Below are 17,539 nucleotides of genomic sequence, written 5' to 3'. Positions count from 1 at the left end.
AGAGCGATGAAATTCTTTCTGGTTGGTGATAAGGAGACGGTATTGGGGTTTTCTCTGGCCGGGGTTGAGGGGGTGGCCGCAGAGTCGGCCCAGCAGGCCCTTTCTGCCCTGCGCAGAGCCGTCAGGCGGCGTGATGTCGGCATTTGCCTGATCACCGAGAAGCTGGCTGAGCAGCTACGGCCCCATATTAATAAGATGCTGCTGCAAAAAAAAGGCGCAGCCCTGATTCTGGAGATTCCTGACCGCCTTGGACCGCTTCCCGGCAAGCGCTCGGTGGAGGATTTTGCCCTCTCTGCCCTGGGAATCAAGGTGTAGGGAGGAGAGAGAGAGTGGCCAGTGGCCAGTGAAGACAGGAGTCAGGAGTCAGGAGTCGGGAGTCAGGAGAGAGAGTGGTCAGTGGCCAGTGAAGACAGTGGTCAGTCATTAGGGTTCAGTTGTTAGTAAAGGCAGTCTTTCTCCTCCCCCTTGAGGCAGAAAGCCCCTGGGGCAGGGGAGCCTGGGTGGGGGTGATGGTTATTTTTACCATTCTCATGGCGGAACAGGGAATCCGTGGGCAGGGAAACAGAGCATACCGGGACACACACAGAGTAACCAGGGGACACGAGGGTCATGTTAAGCAATAACGGAGAGATATTAGCCAGGGTAATCATGGAAGATGCGTTTCAGGAGGCGGAGGCGATCCTGGAGAAGGCAAAGAAGGAGGCAGCCTCCATCCAGCAGGAGTCAGTCAGGGTGCAGGCCCAGATGAGGCAGCAGGCCGAGAGCAGTCAGAGCCAGTTGGACATCTATCTGGCCAAGGCCAAGATGATCTCACAGGCAGAGCTTTCGGCCCGCATGGAGATCATCGGGCAGAAGGAGGCCATACTCCAGGATGTTCTTTCCGCGGTGAGGCAGGAGTTATATGCCCTGGCCCGCCATCCTGATTATGCCTCCATTCTGATGAGGCTGACCCGTGAGGCCCTCTCGTGGCTTGAGGGGGATGAGTTCAGTGTGCAGGTCAATGGCCGGGACCGCAGATTATTCACCCCGAAGGTGCTCGAGGAGCTGAGCGCGGAGAGTGGCAAGAGACTCATGCTCTCTGAGCAGGCCATCGATGCTGAAGGGGGTGTGATTGTCATTCGCAGCGATGGAAGGCTCCAGTATGACAATACCCTGGAGGCCATCTTCCAGCGCAGGGAGGAAACCATGCGCTCGGCAGCAGCCAGGCTGCTGTTCGAATAAGTGCGCCAGGCGTGGCTGTTGGAGTGGATGGTCCAGGTGGGCAGTATGACCCAGGCTATGGGAGGATAGAGGAGAGATATCACGTGGACAAGATGAAGTTGAAGGTAGTGGGGATAGTGGATTGGATCAACGGGCCGGTGGTGAAGGCGGTGGATATACATTCGGTCGAGATGATGGAGCTGGTGGAGATCGGGGAGGAGCGGCTGATCGGGGAGATCATCGAGCTTGATGAGGACCGGGCCACCATCCAGGTCTATGAGAGCACGACGGGCTTGAAACCCGGCTCGTGCGTGTATGGCACTGGCATACCTCTTTCGGTCGAGCTTGGGCCGGGGCTGATCGGCAATATTTATGATGGCATACAGCGTCCGCTCAAGGCCATTCATGAGCGAAGCGGCAGCTTTATCCGCAAGGGGGTCAAGATCAGGCCCCTTGACGGGCAGAGAAAATGGCCCTTTACGCCTGCAGTGTCAGAGGGTGATCAGGTAGGGCCGGGGAGCATTCTGGGTCTGGTGCGGGAGACGCCGCTGTTTGAGCACCGGATTCTGGTGCCGCCCGCCATTGAGGGCCGGGTGGAGCTCATCCAGCGGGAGGGGTGCTACGGCATCGATGAGCCGGTGGCCCAGATTCGTACCCCTTCGGGCCCGCAGGCCGTCAGCATGGTTCACCGCTGGCCGGTGCGCCTGGCGCGGCCATATTTCCTGCGGCTGATGCCCGAAGAGCCCCTGATCACCGGCCAGCGGGTGATCGACACCTTCTTTCCCATAGCCAAGGGAGGGACGGCAGGCATACCGGGCGGATTCGGCACGGGCAAGACCATCACCCAGCATCAGCTCTCCAAGTGGTGCGATGCGGACATCATCGTCTACATCGGCTGCGGGGAGCGGGGCAATGAGATGACGGGGGTTTTGATGGACTTTCCCAAGCTCATGGACTTGAAACGTGGCCGTCCGCTGCTGGAGCGCACCATCCTGATCGCCAACACTTCGGACATGCCCCTTGCGGCCAGGGAGGCCAGCATTTATACGGGCATCACCATTGCCGAGTACTACCGGGACATGGGCTATGATGTGGCCCTGATGGCCGATTCCACCTCGCGCTGGGCCGAGGCCCTGCGGGAGATATCGGGACGGCTGGAGGAGATGCCAGCCGAAGAGGGCTTTCCCGCCTATCTGGCCACGCGCCTGGCCAGGTTCTACGAGCGGGCGGGCCGCGTGCAGACCCTGGGCGGCAGGACCGGTTCGGTCAGTGCCATTTGCGCGGTCTCGCCTCCGGGCGGGGACTTTTCCGAGCCCGTCACCCAGCACACCAAGCGCTTCGTGCGCTCGTTCTGGGGCCTGAACAAGGAACTGGCCAGCGCCCGCTACTTTCCGGCCATTCACTACATGGAAAGCTACAGCGAGTATCTGGACTTTGTCCAGGCCTGGTGGACGAGGGAAGTGGATGCCGACTGGAAGGTGCTGCGCGATGAGGCCATGCAGATTCTCCAGCAGGACTACAAGCTGCAGCGGATCGTCAAACTGATCGGCGAGGATGCCCTGCCCGATGCCCAGCGGCTGATCCTCGAGGGGGCGCGCATCCTGAAAAATGCCTTCCTCCAGCAGAGCGCCTTTGACGAGGTGGACATGTATGCCGTGCCCCGCAAGCAGTTTCTGATGCTGCGGGCCATCATGCACTTCTATCGCCGGGCATCCGATGTCATCCGGGCCCACATCCCGATAGCCAAAGTCATGCAGCTTCCAATCGTCAATGAAATCAACCGCATGAAGGAGAAAATCCCCAACGGCAACATCGAACAGTTCGACCTCCTCTTCCAGCAGATCGACCGGTGCATGGAAGAGCTCGAAAAGGAGAGTATGGCAATCCTATGAGCGATAAAGCAGAAGTCAGGAGTCAGAAGTCAGGAGTCAGAATAAGTGAAAGCACAAGCAAAAGCACCGCCAGCACGGTTGAGAGCTGCAGCGGCATTGCAGCCAGCGGCGTTCTCGGCAAGGAGTATATCGGCGTGTCCAAGGTGGCCGGGCCCCTTTTGTTCATCGAGGGCATCAGCGGCATCGGCTTTGACGAGGTAGTGGAGATCAGGATGAAAAATAACGAGGTGCGCCACGGCAGGGTGCTGATCACCAGCCGCACCTCGGCCCTGATCGAGGTCTTCGAGGGCACCGGGGGCCTGACCATTTCCACCACCAGGGTGCGGTTTCAGGGCCAGCCGCTCCAGATTCCGGTCTCGGCGGACATGCTGGGCCGGGTGTTCAACGGCCTCGGCCTTCCCATCGACGGCGGCCCCTTGCCTATCTACCAGGAAAAGCGTGACATCAACGGGGCCCCCATCAACCCCGTGGTCCGCGACTATCCAGAGGATTTCATCCAGACCGGCATTTCCACCATCGACTGCATGAACACCCTGGTGCGGGGCCAGAAACTGCCCATTTTCTCCGGCAGCGGCCTGCCCCACAACGAGCTGGCGGCCCAGATCGTGCGCCAGGCCAGAGTATGCGGCCAGAGCGAGAAATTTGTGGTCGTCTTTGCCGCTATGGGAGTCAAAAACGATGTGGCCCAGATGTTTCGCAAAAGCTTCGAGGAAAGCGGCGTGCTCTCGCGGGTGGTCATGTTCCTGAACCTGGCCAACGACCCCTCCATCGAGCGGCTGGTAACGCCCCGCTCGGCCCTGACCATTGCCGAATACCTGGCCTTCGAGCAGGGCATGCACGTTCTGGTCATCCTGACCGATATGACCAACTACTGCGAGGCCCTGCGGGAGATATCCACCTCCAAGGGCGAGGTGCCAAGCCGCAAAGGCTACCCCGGGTATCTGTACAGCGATCTGGCCTCGATCTACGAGCGGGCAGGCCGCATCATCGACTGCCCCGGCTCCATCACCCAGATCCCCATCCTGACCATGCCCAATGACGATATCACCCACCCCATCCCCGATCTGACCGGCTACATCACCGAAGGCCAGATCGTGCTCGACCGCGAGCTGGCCAAGCGCAATATCTATCCGCCCATCAACGTGCTTCCCTGCCTGTCGCGGCTGATGAACGACGGCATCGGCGCGGACAAAACCCGCGAGGACCATGCCAATATCTCAAACCAGCTCTATGCGGCCTACTCCTATGTGAAAAAGGTCGAAACCCTGGCCTCGATCATCGGCGAGAGCGAGCTGTCCGAGCGGGACAAAAAATACCTGGACTTTGGCAGAATGTTCGAGGAAGAATTCGTCCGCCAGGGCCAGAACGAAAACCGCTCCATCACCCAGACCCTGGACCTGGCCTGGAAAATCGCCGCCACCCTGCCCATGGAAGAGCTGATCAGAGTCAGCGAGGCCCAGATCCAAAAGTATTACCCCAAAACTACCGTCGAGGAAAAAAGCGAGGAGGAGCCATGTCCAACCGATTGAACCTGTCTGTTACCCGCAGTAACCTGCTGCGCCTGAGGGAGGAACTCGACTTTGCCCAGGAAGGCTACGAGCTGCTGGAGCAAAAACGGGAAGTGCTGGTCATGGAGGTCATGACCCTGATCGACGAGCTGCGGAAATGGAAAAAGGAGGCCGAAGATAGCCTCAAATCAGCCTACCGCGCCCTGGAGGAGGCAAGCATGGTCCTTGGCACCGAGAGCGTCACCAGGGCCTCTTTTGCCGTTGCTTCAAAAGAGAAAATCAAGGTTACCGAGCGCAGCATCATGGGCGTTGCCATCCCCAAGGTGGCCTTCAGCCGCACGGCAACTCCCTCACACCACCAGTACGGCTTCCAGGGCACCTCTCCCAGCCTGGACAACGCCGTGCACCGCTTCGGCCTCTGCCTTGAACGCCTGGCTAAACTCGCCGAAATCGAGGTCTCTCTCTTTCGCCTGGCCACCGAGCTTAAAAAAACCCAGCGCCGCGCCAACTCCCTCAACTACCTCTTTATCCCAGAATACCGCGAAACCATCAAATACCTCGAAAATACCCTCGAAGAAAAAGAACGCGAAGAGTTCTTCCAGCTCAAACGCGCTAAAGACCTGCATCAGCAGTAGCTCCTGGGTCATTGGTGGTAATTCTGGGGTCTGGTTTTGGACTCTTATGCCGGGCGCAGTTAGGCTTAAAACTTGTTTAAAAAAGAGGGGCACACGGCTATAGGTGAATAAGCATAAAATGTAACTATTCAGGTACAAAGGGGCACAGAAGATGTAATACCTTGTTAGCAATGTAATCGGGAAACTGAGTAGTAAATTGTCAGAAGTGGGAATTTAGAATAAGCAATCATCCTCTCCTGACTTCTGGCTCCTGAATAAAAGCTTAATATTCACCCGTTCGCAGTGTAAGAGGGCAGCTCTCTTGTATTTGGATTCTCATTATTGATTGTGAGTAAATGCAGTGCTTCAGCTACGGCACTGAATAAGCCTTGGGGCCACTGACCACTGATAACTTAACAAGAGGTGTGCTTTTTACCTCTGATGAACAATCTTCTCATGGCCTTCGAGTTTTTCAGCTATTACTTTCATTCTGCTTTCAACCCTGAGTACATCAGTCCTGAGTTCCTTTACTTCTCTGGTGTTATCGTCGATTTTTTTATCCAATCGTTCTTCGAGCCTGAGCATATCGGTTTTTATTTCCCTGGTGTTATCGTCGATTTTTTTATCCAATCGTTCTTCGAGCCTGAGCATATCGGTTTTAAGAGCCTTTACTTCTCTGGTGTTATCGTCGATTTTTTTATCCAATCGCTCTTCGAGCCTGAGCATATCGGTTTTAAGAGCCTTTATTTCCCTGGTGTTATCGTCGATTTTTTTATCCAATCGCTCTTCGAGCTTGAGCATATCGGTTTTAAGAGCCTTTACTTCTCTGGTGTTATCGTCGATTTTTTTATCCAATCGCTCTTCGAGCTTGAGCATATCGGTTTTAAGAGCCTTTATTTCCCTGGTGTTATCGTTGATTTTTTTATCCATCCGCTTGAACATCTTGCTCATCATAGCCTGAGTTTCATCGATCCTGTTATCCAATTCCTCTGTTCGCCTGTCTAACTTTTCGTTTAAAGAGGCTACTCCTTCAGCTACAATCTGAACTTTACTGATGACATCTTCAGCTATGATATGAAATTGATGTACGATGTCTTTCTGAAAGTGGATAAATCTCTCATCAATATAGTCTTTCGTTTCCTTATCCATAATCTTTAAACCTTTAACCTTTTCTCGCAAAGCTTCAATAAGAAGAAACTGCAATACAGCGCCTCATTATATCAAAGCATGGAGAGTCTATGCAATGATAAATCGATTTCCCAGGAATCTGATGAATTTTCTGGCAATCTGCTAAAGCGGAAATATTCTCAATTTGGAGAGATGGGTAATTGTCCACCCTTTTTCAGAATATCCGGCTGATAGGGTGAAGGAGAGAAGAAGGTCTTTTTCAGCTAATTCAGGCGATATTGTAATTGCAAGTGGAGTGGGAGGGGCTTTGATTTCGATCTGGGCAATAAAATGATGTGGAGAATCGGCAGAGAAGGAGGAAAGATTTAGCGTTGATTTTTTGGAGATATTAAGGCGATGAAAGACCAGGATCAGTTCTCTGAGCCGGTCAATATAATCACGAAGCAGTTGATCGCGCTCAAGCCTTAATCCGACTTGCTTGCAAGTCTGCTCTCTGGATGGAATGCTGAACAAGGAACGCCTTTGCGTTTCCGGAAGAGGTGGAACTTCACACCGGTCCAGGAGAGTGCAAATATCTCCCTGAAGGATCAGGGTTATAAATTCATGGACCATGCGCTGAGGCTGAGGAAGGGAGGTGGCAATAGCCTGGGCAAAAGCCCAAGTGTGCATCAGGCAGAGGAGAATGAAAAGCCCTGAGAAAAAGGGATAATCGATATGATCAGCTTTCACATCATGATTTTTCTTCATGGTTAGATATGTGTAAGAAAGAAGGTTGTAAAGGAAATTCCAAAGATTGCTGCCAGCAGCAGGATTCCGGCAGCTTTTCCTATTTTGCCTCGTCTGAGCAACCACTGCTGCATTCCCCGGCTCATGAAAATGGCCAAAGGAAGGCCTGAAGCCAGAAAGTATGAAGCCTTTCCTGCTGAAAAATGAGGGGTTTTCAGGTTAAAAGAGATAAAGGCCGCGATATTCAGAAAAAGGAGCACCACAAGAGGAAACATCGGGGTATCGAGCTTATGACAAAGAGTAGCAACGCTCTCCCTGCCAGCTTCGACTCCAAGAAGCACGGTTGGAAAAATCCCAAGTACCAGTAACAGCTTTCCCAGTTGCTGCCGCCAGGGGTCACAGTGAACCAGAAAAAAATGGCTGAATGATTCGAACCAGAAATTCGAGTAAACCAGGGACCAGACATACCGGGACCTTGAATACTCCACACCCTCCCTGACTTTCCGGATAATGGGATCCTGAAAGATAGTGAAATCAAATCCGAAAAAATCCACCCACCGGCGCCTGCCGGGCGGCTGCTTGATCATTACTTCGGCTACACAGGGGTAATCCTGGCTCAAAGCAAAAGGGTGGCCGAATAAGTAGATATTCCGGGCATAAAAGCCGCCGCAAACCAGAAGGCATCCGATCAGAACTGCCGCCAGGGCAAAAATATGTTTCCTTCTTTTTCCTGCATCAAAGATTACTTTTGAAATCAGACAGATGATTATGGTCAGCAGGAGAAGAGCGCCGGTATACTTTGCCAAAAGGGCAAGGCCGCAGATCACTCCCATGCCAGCGGCCAGATGGATCCAAAGATCGGGCTTACGATAATAGAGTACCAGGAGCACAAGGCCAAGGGAAGTCAGGAAAGCCGCCATCTGCTCGTTCCCGATCATCGAGCTGGTGTAGATATGCAGAGGAACAAAAAGGATAAAGCAGGCGCCAAGAAGCGCCGGGAAGGAGTCATCCGGCCAGATCAGCTTCATGGTGATGACAGCGAGCACGGCCATGCCAAGGTTCAGCAGGGTTGAAATGAGCCGGAAGAGAATATGCATTGGCCAGGGAAACAGGGGACCAACGTGCTTCCAGAGGCCGGCCATGATAAAGTAGTAAAGAGGAGGGTGAAAGGTGGACCACCCCTCACTGGCCAGCGGGATGCCCCAGCCTGCCTTGAGTTGATAGATGTACGATAGATGCCCGCCAGCATCATAGCCGCAGGCGGGAGCGAACCGGAAATTATTATTTATCCTGATACCGGCAGCGGCCAGAAAGCAGAGCAGCCCAATCAGAATAAAAGTTCTTTGGTGATTCATACCAATGAGCCTGGACTTTGGAATGGAAAACGAATATGATGGTATCTCATGTCAGAATTCGATCGGCAATACTGGGAACCGGGATATCGCTAGCCCCTTCGCCGGAACAGTAGCAGACAAGGTAGATCGAGCGATAGCCGATATTTTTGAAAGCATGGGTGATATTGGGTGGAATCAGAAGCAGTTGCTTGATGATCCCCTCATAAACGAACTCCTCGCAGACATTGGTATATCTGTTCCGGGTGGCTACCAGGCATTTTCCACCCAGGATGATCACTGCTTCCGAGTGATGCGCATGGTAATGATTCCCCCGGACAGCCCTCGGTTTCAGGCTCGGTATGTGCAGATTGGCTTTGCCAAGGTCCTGAATCGGCGGCAGGTTGATAACCCATCCGCGGTCATCAGTTCGGGTCGGCAAAGAGATAAGCTCGATATTTTGCATGGGATTATTATATAAATTTTTCAGAGAAAGGCAAGGTTGTTGTGCTGGTAACCTTGAGGTGAGGCGTACATGGATTCATTCTTCGTAAAAGCCCTGGGGCTGGAGCTTCAATCTGCAATTACGGGGGCCAGAATTGGTAAACCCTGGCTGGAGGCCCCCTATCACATCATCTTTCCCCTGATGACAAGGGGCGGAAGCAGAGTCTATCTCTATTACTCCTGCCATCCTGCTTTTCCTGTTCTTTACCTGATGGAAGAGCGTCCTTTCGGTAAGGAGAAGGAACGCAATAAAGCGAGGGGGCAGCAAAACGATCAGGTGCAGGTGCTTATCCAAAAATACCTGACCGGCTCAGTGATTGCCGAAATTCAGGTCATCAATATGGAACGTATTCTCATTTTCCGGCTTCACCTGGATAACAGCCAGCGGGATTTTTCCGGTGAACACGCCGAAATAAATCTCATCTTTGAAATCATGGGCAGGAATGCCAATGTCATTCTGACCAGTGATCAGGGGCTGATCCTGGCGGCCCTGCGGTATGTGCCTGCTTATAAAAACCGCTATCGCCAGATTCTCCCGGGGCATGCCTACCGGTTTCCCCCAAAGCCTGCCAAGGTGGATCCTTTGTCACTGACTGAAGAGAGCTTTTCCCAACTCCTGGAAGCTTATGATGGAACTGCCTCCTGGCCGAATTTTTTGCAGCAGAAGATAGCCGGCCTTGACCTGCTGATGGCTGGAGAAATATGCCAAAGGGCTGAAAGTAAAGATAAACTCTCTGACCACAAAAGGGCCTTGTGGATGGCCTTTTCGGAGATTTTGGACATCTACCGCAAGGGAACCTTTTCACCCGGAATTCTGTACCTAGAGGATGGGACGATGCGGCTGTTCTCTTTTCCCCTTGAGCAGCAGCTTCGGCGGCAGCTCCCGGACCGAATTTTTGAAAATGCCAGCCAGGCGGCCAGGCAGTTTGGAAAAATCCAGCATGAGAAGAACGCCGTCCAGGAACTGAGGGATCATCTCACTCAAAGGATACATCTGGCCCTTGATAAGGCAAAGGCACGGCAATCAGCCCTGGAGGAGGACCTTTCCAGAGCTGAGCAGGCAGATCAGTACCGGAAACAGGGTGATATCATCATGGCTTATGTGCATCAGATCAAAAAAGGCATGGATCACCTTGAAGCCAGGGATCTTTTTGATCCACAGCAAAAAGCGTCCATCACTATCCCCCTTGATCCGCTGCTGACTCCCGCTCAGAATGCCCAGGGCTATTATAAAAAATATACCAAAGCCAGAAAATCCCTGGAAATCATCCGGCAGCGCCTTGTGGATGTTCAAAAAGAGGTGCTCTTGCTCTCTTCCTGGCAAAGCAGGGTTGCGGCTGAGAGCAGCCTTGCAGTTCTTCAGGAGTTGAGAGATGCCCTGCAGGAAGAGGGAATCATTCAATCAGAAGAGCAGAGGAATCCCAGTCCCCAAAAGCCTTCTGAAAAGCTGTCCTTCAAAGATATCCGCCGCTATGTGTCGGTCGATGGGCTGGAGATTCTGGTTGGTAAAAATGACCGGGGTAACGATGCCCTGACCTGCAAGATCGCCCGCAAGGATGATCTGTGGTTCCATGCCCAGGATGCGGCGGGGTCTCATGTTCTTGTCCGGAACCCGGACCGGCTGCCCCAGATTCCCTACCCGACCATCGTGCAGGCAGCCTCTCTGGCAGCCTTTTTCAGTAAAGCCAGAAACGATACCAAAGCAGCCGTAGCCTACGCCTTCAAAAAATATGTTTCCAAACCGAAAGGAGCCAAACCCGGCCTCGTTGTCATGACCCAAAAAACCAGTATCCTGGTTTCGCCCGACATCAGGGACTTGCAGTAACTTTCCATCTCCGTATCAACAGCCAATCTGAAGAAACCGGTAGGAGCGGATTTCCTTGGCCAGGTGATACATGATGAACGAGTGCAGCAGGCTCATCAGCTCTTTCCGGTTTGCAGCAGTCAGGTAAAGCCGGTCAGTTTTGGCTAATTGGAATTTAACAGCCTGACGCAGGAAATTCAGGCTCCCCAGCGAGATGTCAGGGCAGGATATCCGTTTTTTCCGGCAGCAGCTTTGACAGACAATCCCCCCCATCGAGGGAATAAACCCGATCTTCGACGATACGGGAGGGGTTGAACAGAACAGGCATTTTTCAAGCTGCGGCTGGTACCCTAAAAGGGCTAACAAGCGGACCTCAAAGATAAGGGTGAGCTTTTCTCTATCCTCTCCTTTTTGCAGCATATCCAACTGCCGCAGGATGAGGGCCAGGATTTCCGGTTTCCTGTCCTCCGCAGGAGTCAGCTCCTCTATGAGCTCAGCCATGTAAAAGGCTGTATAAAGCCGGGGAGGATCATCATACAAACGATGGTACGATTGGATAATAACCGCCTCCCGGAGGGAATAGATATTTTGAACGCCTTTTTTCACAATCACCAGCTCGGCATGGGTTAACAGGTCAATACTGGAGGTAAAATTACTTTTCTGCTTCCGTGCTCTTTTGGCGATGCACTGAATTTTGCCATACTCCTGCGTATAGGCGGTGATGATCCGGTCAGTGTCGCTGTATTTGATACTTTTAAGAATAATTCCGTTGATTCGCTCAAGAGACATAATCCTAAATTTATGCGTGGCCAGTGGCCATATGATCAGTGGCCAGTGTAAGAGATTAAGAGGTTAATAACCGAGCTCATTCAAAGATTTTTCATTATCGGCCCAGTCCTTGCTCACTTTAACCCAGAGCTCAAGAAACACTTTAGAGCCAAGATATTGTTCAATATCTTCTCTGGCTGTCTGGCCGATTCGTTTGAGCATGCTTCCTCCCCTGCCGATCAGAATTCCCTTCTGGGAATCCCGTTCCACGAAAATGGTGGCCGAAATCCTGATAACCCCGTTGGGATTGTTCTCCTTAAAGGCTTCGATCTCTACCGCCGTGGAATAGGGAAGCTCTTGCATGGTCAACCGGATAACCTTCTCGCGGATCATTTCAGCCACGATAAATCGGGTCGACCGATCAGTCAGGGCATCATCAGGATAGTAATGAGGACTCGAAGGAAGATAGCTGATAATTTTGGGAATGAGCTCTTCCATATTCTCGCCCTGAAGGGCGGAGATGGGAAAGATTTCTGCGGGCTTCAGCCGCGTGTTGTACTGATCTATGATCGGCAGGAGATTTTCTTTGGGAACAAGGTCGATCTTATTGACAATCAAAATGATCGGCCGCTTGGCCTGCGCAAGGACCGAGATCGTGTACTCTTCATCAGGCTGGAGGGGCCTGGAAGCATCGGCTACAAACAGGATCAGGTCAGCCTCGTTTATGGCCTCAAGAGCCCGCCGGACCATTCGCTGGTTAAGTTTGGCCCTGGCAGTCCGGTGAATTCCCGGCGTGTCAAGAAAAATCATTTGTGCCTCGTTTTCGGTCCGGATCCCCAGAATCTTGTTCCGCGTTGTCTGGGGCTTGTGAGTAACGATCGCCAGTCTTTCCCCTACCAGTGAGTTGAGAAGCGTGGATTTACCCACGTTCGGAGCACCGACAATGGAAATGTAACCAGCCTTGGATGAATCTGTGCTCATTTTTATATACCTAAAAAAGAAATACCTGAAAAGTTAACGTGTTATATTGCCCAAGGATAGCACAGATTCACTAAAAACTCAATAAGTCTTTTTTCCTCAAGGAGTAAGCTGACAGGGACTGTCTATGTTATTCCCAATAGGGCGGGATAAAGGATGGAAATAAACAGCGAACCTTTATAAGGCATTTCCATTATCAGATTAACTTTAATCTTTCAAGGTCTTCTTGAGTCCAGCGAGTCCCGTCAATAATACTTTTCAGAATTTTTCTTTTCAAAGTATCATTACTATGATGATAGTGGACTACAACGATCCTGCCGTCATTTTTTGTGAGAGTAATGATTCCCAAACCGTATTGATATATGAACATAGGAATTAATATTCAGGTTTTCTCAAGGTGATGTATGCGGCATTTTTGATAGGCCGCAATTAACAGGTTGAGATCATTAGTTTTTAGTTAGAGGAGGTTGAAATATGACTATCGTAAGGAGCGATTTCGGCAAATTTATCGCAAGGGTAACGTTGCTTGCTATTCTAATTGGGTGCGGTGGTGGCGATGGGGGGGAGATGAGAAAAAACCTCTGACACCAACAGTCACCCCGACTGGACCGGTTGATCCGAATAAACCAAACCCCCCGGATGAATCAGACACCCCTGATGAAATTGCTGCACTTATTCACCGGCTTGATCTGTCAAATGCTCATGCCTTTATGGTAACTTGAGCTGCTGGCAGCGAAAACACCTCTTCAAGGATACGCTACAAGACACCGGGTTACAGAGATCTGGCTGGAGCGGATGCGGTTACCACGGAACCCAATAGTCTTTATAAGGTGACCACAGATGGACGGCTGGTTTCGTGTGGGTGTGCTCGATAAAGATGGAGCGGAATTACCACGGGGCACAGTCAAGCCGCATGGAATCAAGGAAATTGACAATATTATAACGATTGGGTCATCGATATCTACGCATTCCAGGTTAAATCTGATGATAAAGGAGACATCTATATTCACAATGGTAATAGTATTGGTGAGGTTATAAAAATTGATACCAGCACTTTGGGATCCTCATCATTAACCGCACAATCGGTGCAGTCGATAGATTATATATAGGTTCATGGGAAATTGAATTGACCGGCAACTTTATGATATATGAAGGTAGGAATAAGGCAGACTCGAGTAATGTTAAAAGGTATCTTAATTTGATCGTTCTGCGCTTCACCAAGAGCTTGGCTGAAAATTATGACGGTGCTATTATTACAGACCTTAAGGATATTACTGGTGCTTCCATTATGTATCCGGAGACCGATGGAGATGATATTACGGTCGTGATTCCTGGAACGGCACCCGGTTCACCCGATAGTATCAGTCCTACTGAGAAATTGAGCCCGCAGCAATTTGATGTTGATCAGGATTTGATGGATTAATAGAGCAAATGCCCTTTTTCCCGGATACCCCTCGCCAGGTTTGGTCCGGCGGGGGGTAAGGGGTTTTGCCCCTACAAAATACCACACACTACCTATTTGCTGATTTAACTGCCCACGGATTTATTGCCCCGGACGTTGAGAATTAAATTTTCTATCTCCTTGCAGCTTGATGCCGTTCTGATTGCTTCCTTAATTTTTTCTAACTGTTCGATCGAGTCTATTTTATTGATCTGGCCAACAAGCTGCGACCCTTCTTCGCCAAACTTGAGCTCCAGCCCCAGAGAGATAGCTTCAAGGAGCCCTTGTTGTCGCCCCTGTTTAATTCCCTGTTTAATTCCCTGTTTAATTCCCTGTTTAATTCCCTGCTCAAGGCCCTGCTCAATCGCCTTGATTACTATCCCTCGCTGGTCCCGGATAAACATCTCCCGACGTTCCTGATCATCCAGTTCCTTACGGGTCAGGTTGGCTTTATTGGCTATCTGGAAGGCATGGGATATGGGCTGCTCGACCGCCAGGGTTTTCGGGACTAACTCCAATGAGCCTGCCTTCTTCAGAAAGTATATCCATTTATCCGTGATATCGGCTAACTGCTTTTCGGTTTTCTTAAACTTCGGCAGTTCGACAAACACCAGCTCAAGATCAGAATTGGGGTACTGGAAGAAATCATCCTTTTCTGTGAGGCAGAATTTGCTGATAATCTTTGGCTCCTCGAACATGATAAAATCAGTAATGGTAAGGGCTATGACCGGATTGAGCTTCAGGTAGTCTTCTCCCTCCTTCAGTTGATTGGAATAGGATTTGGCTGCATTGTAGAGAATCCTCTTTTCAAAGCCAGCCACATTCAATACCTGCATCTCGATGATAATCTCTCTGCCGTCTTTGCTTCTGGCCTTGACATCCAGGTAGGTATCCTTCATCCCCTTGATCTGGGGGGCCTGGTAAGGATCGATAATCGTCAGATCGACAATCTCATGCTCTGGATTGAAGCGCAGCATGGCATTGATGAAGGAAAGCAGAATATCCTTACTCTGCCTGCTGCCGAATATCTTCTTGAAGGCAAAATCCGTCTTGGGATTGAGAAAGCGCATACTCTCCTTTGCTCCTTTGTCTGGTTATCCTGCTATTATAGGATAATAATTCATTGCCACACAATATATTGTACTTCATCCTTCGGATATTTTCCACCGGCATATCCGATCATTTTGTGATAGACTCTCAGCAGGAGAGCACGAAAAAGAAAAGGGGCAGCTACCCCCCGCTTTTTAAAAAGCGGGGTAGCTGCCCCCGATTTTCCGAATGATCAATCAAGGCAATTCGGTTTTTGGAGGTACTTGTGGAATAAGCAAAGAGCATCCGCTGGAGTAACCTCGCCATCCTTGTTTACATCAGCACAATCCGGGCAAGGCTTAGCTTCCGTATAGCACTTGAAGGCAATCAGAGCATCCACCGGGGTGATCTGCTTGTCTCCATTGAGATCGCCATTGCAGGCAGTCACCGGCAAGCCGAGATTCCGGCGTTTTTCGTTCACCACACCTATCAGGGTATCGGCAGCTTTTTCAGGATCCTGCTCTACGTAGAATTTTCCTCCGGTAAGGGTTTCCACGCCATCAGTCAGAAGATTAACCAAATTTTGGCTTCCACTGATATAGGGCTGAGCGCCGATATGGGTGAAGATGCCAAGATCGACCGCCCAGGTGCCGATAGACACAGCTTTTTCGGTGATAAATTCAGGGGCGGAGGCAGCTATGGGTAACTGGCTGTTCTTGATGTTTAAATAACCGGCGACCGCATTCACCACATCTTCGATTCTGCTGTTATCCACGCACGATCCCATATGCCAGCAGGCTGGCAGAGCTTCGAGCCCATTTGCTTTTGCTACCGCCTGTAAAACCGCTTTGAGCCCGTCGCCCACACCGGGGTAGGCAGGATCTGCGGTGAGAAGTCCATATTGTCCAGCCACATGTCCCCAGCACCCGGTTCCGACAACCAGGATGTTCTCCGCCAAAAGCCTTTTGGTTATGGTAACATGGCGATAACCGTAGGTATCACGGGGAGTGACACAGCCTACGACCGCAACGATACCCCGGATATTATTGGCAGCGATATTATCTACCAATGGTTTCAAGGGACTGGTCGGGTTTATGGCTGCAAGGGCCTGAATGATTTGTTCAACCGAGAAACCAGCCACAATATCCTTGGGAGGAATATCGGGAATATACACCTTGGATTGATCTCGATTCCGATAGTTTTGAACAGCGGTTTGTACAATTTCCCGGGCCACCGAATCAGCATTTTGCGGTTCGAATTCGATATGCAGAGCACCGGTAATCCTGGCGTGTGGATTGGTAGTGATTATTTTGGTGTGAAACCGTGAGGCGACCCTTTGTACATTGGGAATAATGCACTGGACATCTACCACCATTGCCTCTACCGCGCCGGTAACTATGGCTAATTCCTGTTGTACCATAGTACCGGCAGCATTAATACCTTTTCTCATGAGGACTTCATTTCCGGTACAACACATGCCTACGACATTAATTGGCACAGATGGCCTGGTGCTGTTATAGGTATTGGCTGCCTCGACGATCTTTTCCGATAAGATCGGCTCATGACCGTGGACCACCAGATTGATCTTATCTCTCTCGATTACCGTAAGGTTTGCTTTGGCAGTTGTCAGGGCTGGAGTACCAAAAATGACATCCTGCAGATTGGTAGCCATATGCATTCCGCAATATCCGTCAACCAATCCGAGTTTGAGGCCACACGTTGCCAGATGGGCCATGTCAGCGTCAACACCCATATGGGTCCTGTGCTGGGCTTCACTGATTTCAGCACCTGCACCGGTCGGGAGAATGCCCAGGGACGCCCATACCTTTTTCCGTTCACTGCTGGCCCGGTATTCAAGCCATGCAGGAATTCCCTCGCTTTTTCCCAGGTCTTCCAGACTCTTTTCAGCTACGGCAAGTGCTTTATTTGCTCCCGTGCAACCTAATCCGGTATAAATGGCCTCTAATTTTGCCACATCTACAACATGGTAGCCGGAAATCGTTCCCAAGGCCACTGCCTTCAGTGTCTTGGCTACTGCCCTGGCATGTTCGACATGAGCAGCCGTACCCCCGGCAATACGCCGTATTAAATCACGGGCAGCGATAATGTCTGCGGTAGCGCCGCAGGTGCCTCTTTCCTCACCCGTAGCTTTTCCCAGAGTACAGGGCCCCATCTGACAACGGAAACAACACAGCCCGGCGGCTCCGGCAGTTCCTTTATGAGACCATTCGCAGGGAGCACCTCTATCCCAGACAAGCTCGATGCCAAGACTGTCTGCATGCTTCCTTAAATCCTCGGTGATCTGGTCAGGTATAAAAGATGGTGATGACGGTGCCTGATTATGACAGCCAAAGCAGCTCCATCCGGTAGGCTGGGCAGCCATGACAGTTTCGGCTGCGGCAAGGGTTATACCTGATGCTGTCGCCAGTTTAATGAAATTCCGTCGGCTTACACTTCCATTTTTCAGCATGTCCAGTAACAAGCTCATAAAACTTTTATCTTCTTTCATAACCTGTCTCCACTCGATTGTTACAGAAAAAAATGGCAATGTGTGAGGTATTAGGAACTATCCTTTGATAATATGTTGTTATTGCGGTTCATCTCCTATCTTTCCCC

15 protein-coding genes are annotated in these 17,539 nt (G+C 51.0%); 7 read left to right on the top strand and 8 right to left on the bottom strand.

Annotated elements, in window-relative coordinates:
* Positions 1-6 precede the first annotated feature (6 nt).
* From AB1611_17150 to AB1611_17130, 5 genes are all read left to right on the top strand, one after another.
* Positions 7-315, top strand: a complete 309-nt coding sequence (locus AB1611_17150; GenBank protein MEW6381314.1) for a V-type ATP synthase subunit F — start codon at positions 7-9, stop codon at positions 313-315.
* Positions 316-609: 294 nt separating this feature from the next.
* A complete protein-coding gene (locus AB1611_17145; protein ID MEW6381313.1) occupies positions 610-1,221 on the top strand; it encodes a V-type ATP synthase subunit E family protein in 612 nt (203 codons plus the stop codon).
* A gap of 92 nt (positions 1,222-1,313) precedes the next feature.
* Positions 1,314-3,092 carry a V-type ATP synthase subunit A gene (locus AB1611_17140; protein ID MEW6381312.1) on the top strand — a complete coding sequence of 593 codons (1,779 nt, stop codon included), beginning with the start codon at positions 1,314-1,316 and terminating at the stop codon, positions 3,090-3,092.
* Entirely contained in the window at positions 3,089-4,621 is a 1,533-nt protein-coding gene (locus AB1611_17135; GenBank protein ID MEW6381311.1) for a V-type ATP synthase subunit B, read from the top strand. The genes AB1611_17140 and AB1611_17135 overlap by 4 nt, the downstream gene beginning before the upstream one ends.
* The gene (locus tag AB1611_17130; protein ID MEW6381310.1) at positions 4,606-5,235 is read left to right on the top strand and encodes a V-type ATP synthase subunit D; all 630 of its coding nucleotides are present in this window, start codon (positions 4,606-4,608) and stop codon (positions 5,233-5,235) included. Before AB1611_17135 ends, AB1611_17130 begins: the two co-directional genes overlap by 16 nt.
* A 411-nt stretch (positions 5,236-5,646) precedes the next feature.
* Here the strand turns inward: AB1611_17130 and AB1611_17125 are convergent, their stop codons facing one another.
* The 4 genes from AB1611_17125 to AB1611_17110 all read right to left on the bottom strand — a co-directional run bounded on the left by AB1611_17125 (position 5,647) and on the right by AB1611_17110 (position 8,865).
* Complete coding sequence (locus tag AB1611_17125; protein ID MEW6381309.1) at positions 5,647-6,363, bottom strand: hypothetical protein; 717 nt, start codon at positions 6,361-6,363, stop codon at positions 5,647-5,649.
* A gap of 141 nt (positions 6,364-6,504) precedes the next feature.
* The gene (locus AB1611_17120) at positions 6,505-7,071 is read right to left on the bottom strand and encodes a hypothetical protein (protein ID MEW6381308.1); all 567 of its coding nucleotides are present in this window, start codon (positions 7,069-7,071) and stop codon (positions 6,505-6,507) included.
* Between the two features lie 20 nt (positions 7,072-7,091).
* On the bottom strand, positions 7,092-8,423 hold the full coding sequence (locus AB1611_17115; protein MEW6381307.1) for a phospholipid carrier-dependent glycosyltransferase: 1,332 nt from the start codon (positions 8,421-8,423) through the stop codon (positions 7,092-7,094).
* Positions 8,424-8,469: 46 nt separating this feature from the next.
* On the bottom strand, positions 8,470-8,865 hold the full coding sequence (locus AB1611_17110) for a hypothetical protein (GenBank protein ID MEW6381306.1): 396 nt from the start codon (positions 8,863-8,865) through the stop codon (positions 8,470-8,472).
* A gap of 69 nt (positions 8,866-8,934) precedes the next feature.
* Between AB1611_17110 and AB1611_17105 the strand changes: the two genes are divergently transcribed.
* The gene (locus tag AB1611_17105; protein ID MEW6381305.1) at positions 8,935-10,728 is read left to right on the top strand and encodes an NFACT RNA binding domain-containing protein; all 1,794 of its coding nucleotides are present in this window, start codon (positions 8,935-8,937) and stop codon (positions 10,726-10,728) included.
* A 15-nt stretch (positions 10,729-10,743) separates the two neighbouring features.
* Here the strand turns inward: AB1611_17105 and recO are convergent, their stop codons facing one another.
* Together recO and era are read right to left on the bottom strand one after the other, a co-directional pair.
* Positions 10,744-11,496: a DNA repair protein RecO gene (gene recO / locus AB1611_17100; protein ID MEW6381304.1), complete on the bottom strand. Its 753-nt coding sequence runs from the start codon at positions 11,494-11,496 to the stop codon at positions 10,744-10,746.
* A 63-nt stretch (positions 11,497-11,559) separates the two neighbouring features.
* On the bottom strand, positions 11,560-12,456 hold the full coding sequence (gene era, locus AB1611_17095) for a GTPase Era (protein MEW6381303.1): 897 nt from the start codon (positions 12,454-12,456) through the stop codon (positions 11,560-11,562).
* Between the two features lie 1,195 nt (positions 12,457-13,651).
* On the opposite strand from era, the gene AB1611_17090 reads away from it, so the two are divergent.
* Positions 13,652-13,876, top strand: coding sequence for a hypothetical protein (locus AB1611_17090; protein MEW6381302.1), 225 nt, complete (start codon positions 13,652-13,654; stop codon positions 13,874-13,876).
* A 104-nt stretch (positions 13,877-13,980) separates the two neighbouring features.
* Here AB1611_17090 and AB1611_17085 read toward each other — a convergent pair whose 3' ends face one another.
* On the bottom strand, positions 13,981-14,964 hold the full coding sequence (locus tag AB1611_17085; protein MEW6381301.1) for an Rpn family recombination-promoting nuclease/putative transposase: 984 nt from the start codon (positions 14,962-14,964) through the stop codon (positions 13,981-13,983).
* Positions 14,965-15,176: 212 nt separating this feature from the next.
* Positions 15,177-17,411 (bottom strand): anaerobic carbon-monoxide dehydrogenase catalytic subunit, encoded by a 2,235-nt coding sequence (cooS, locus tag AB1611_17080; GenBank protein MEW6381300.1) that lies wholly within the window; start codon positions 17,409-17,411, stop codon positions 15,177-15,179.
* Between the last annotated feature and the right edge of the window lie 128 nt (positions 17,412-17,539).

The organism is bacterium, assembly GCA_040755755.1.
Taxonomy (GTDB): Bacteria; SZUA-182; SZUA-182; order DTGQ01; family DTGQ01; genus DTGQ01.
This window is presented reverse-complemented; position numbering and strand designations above follow the sequence as displayed.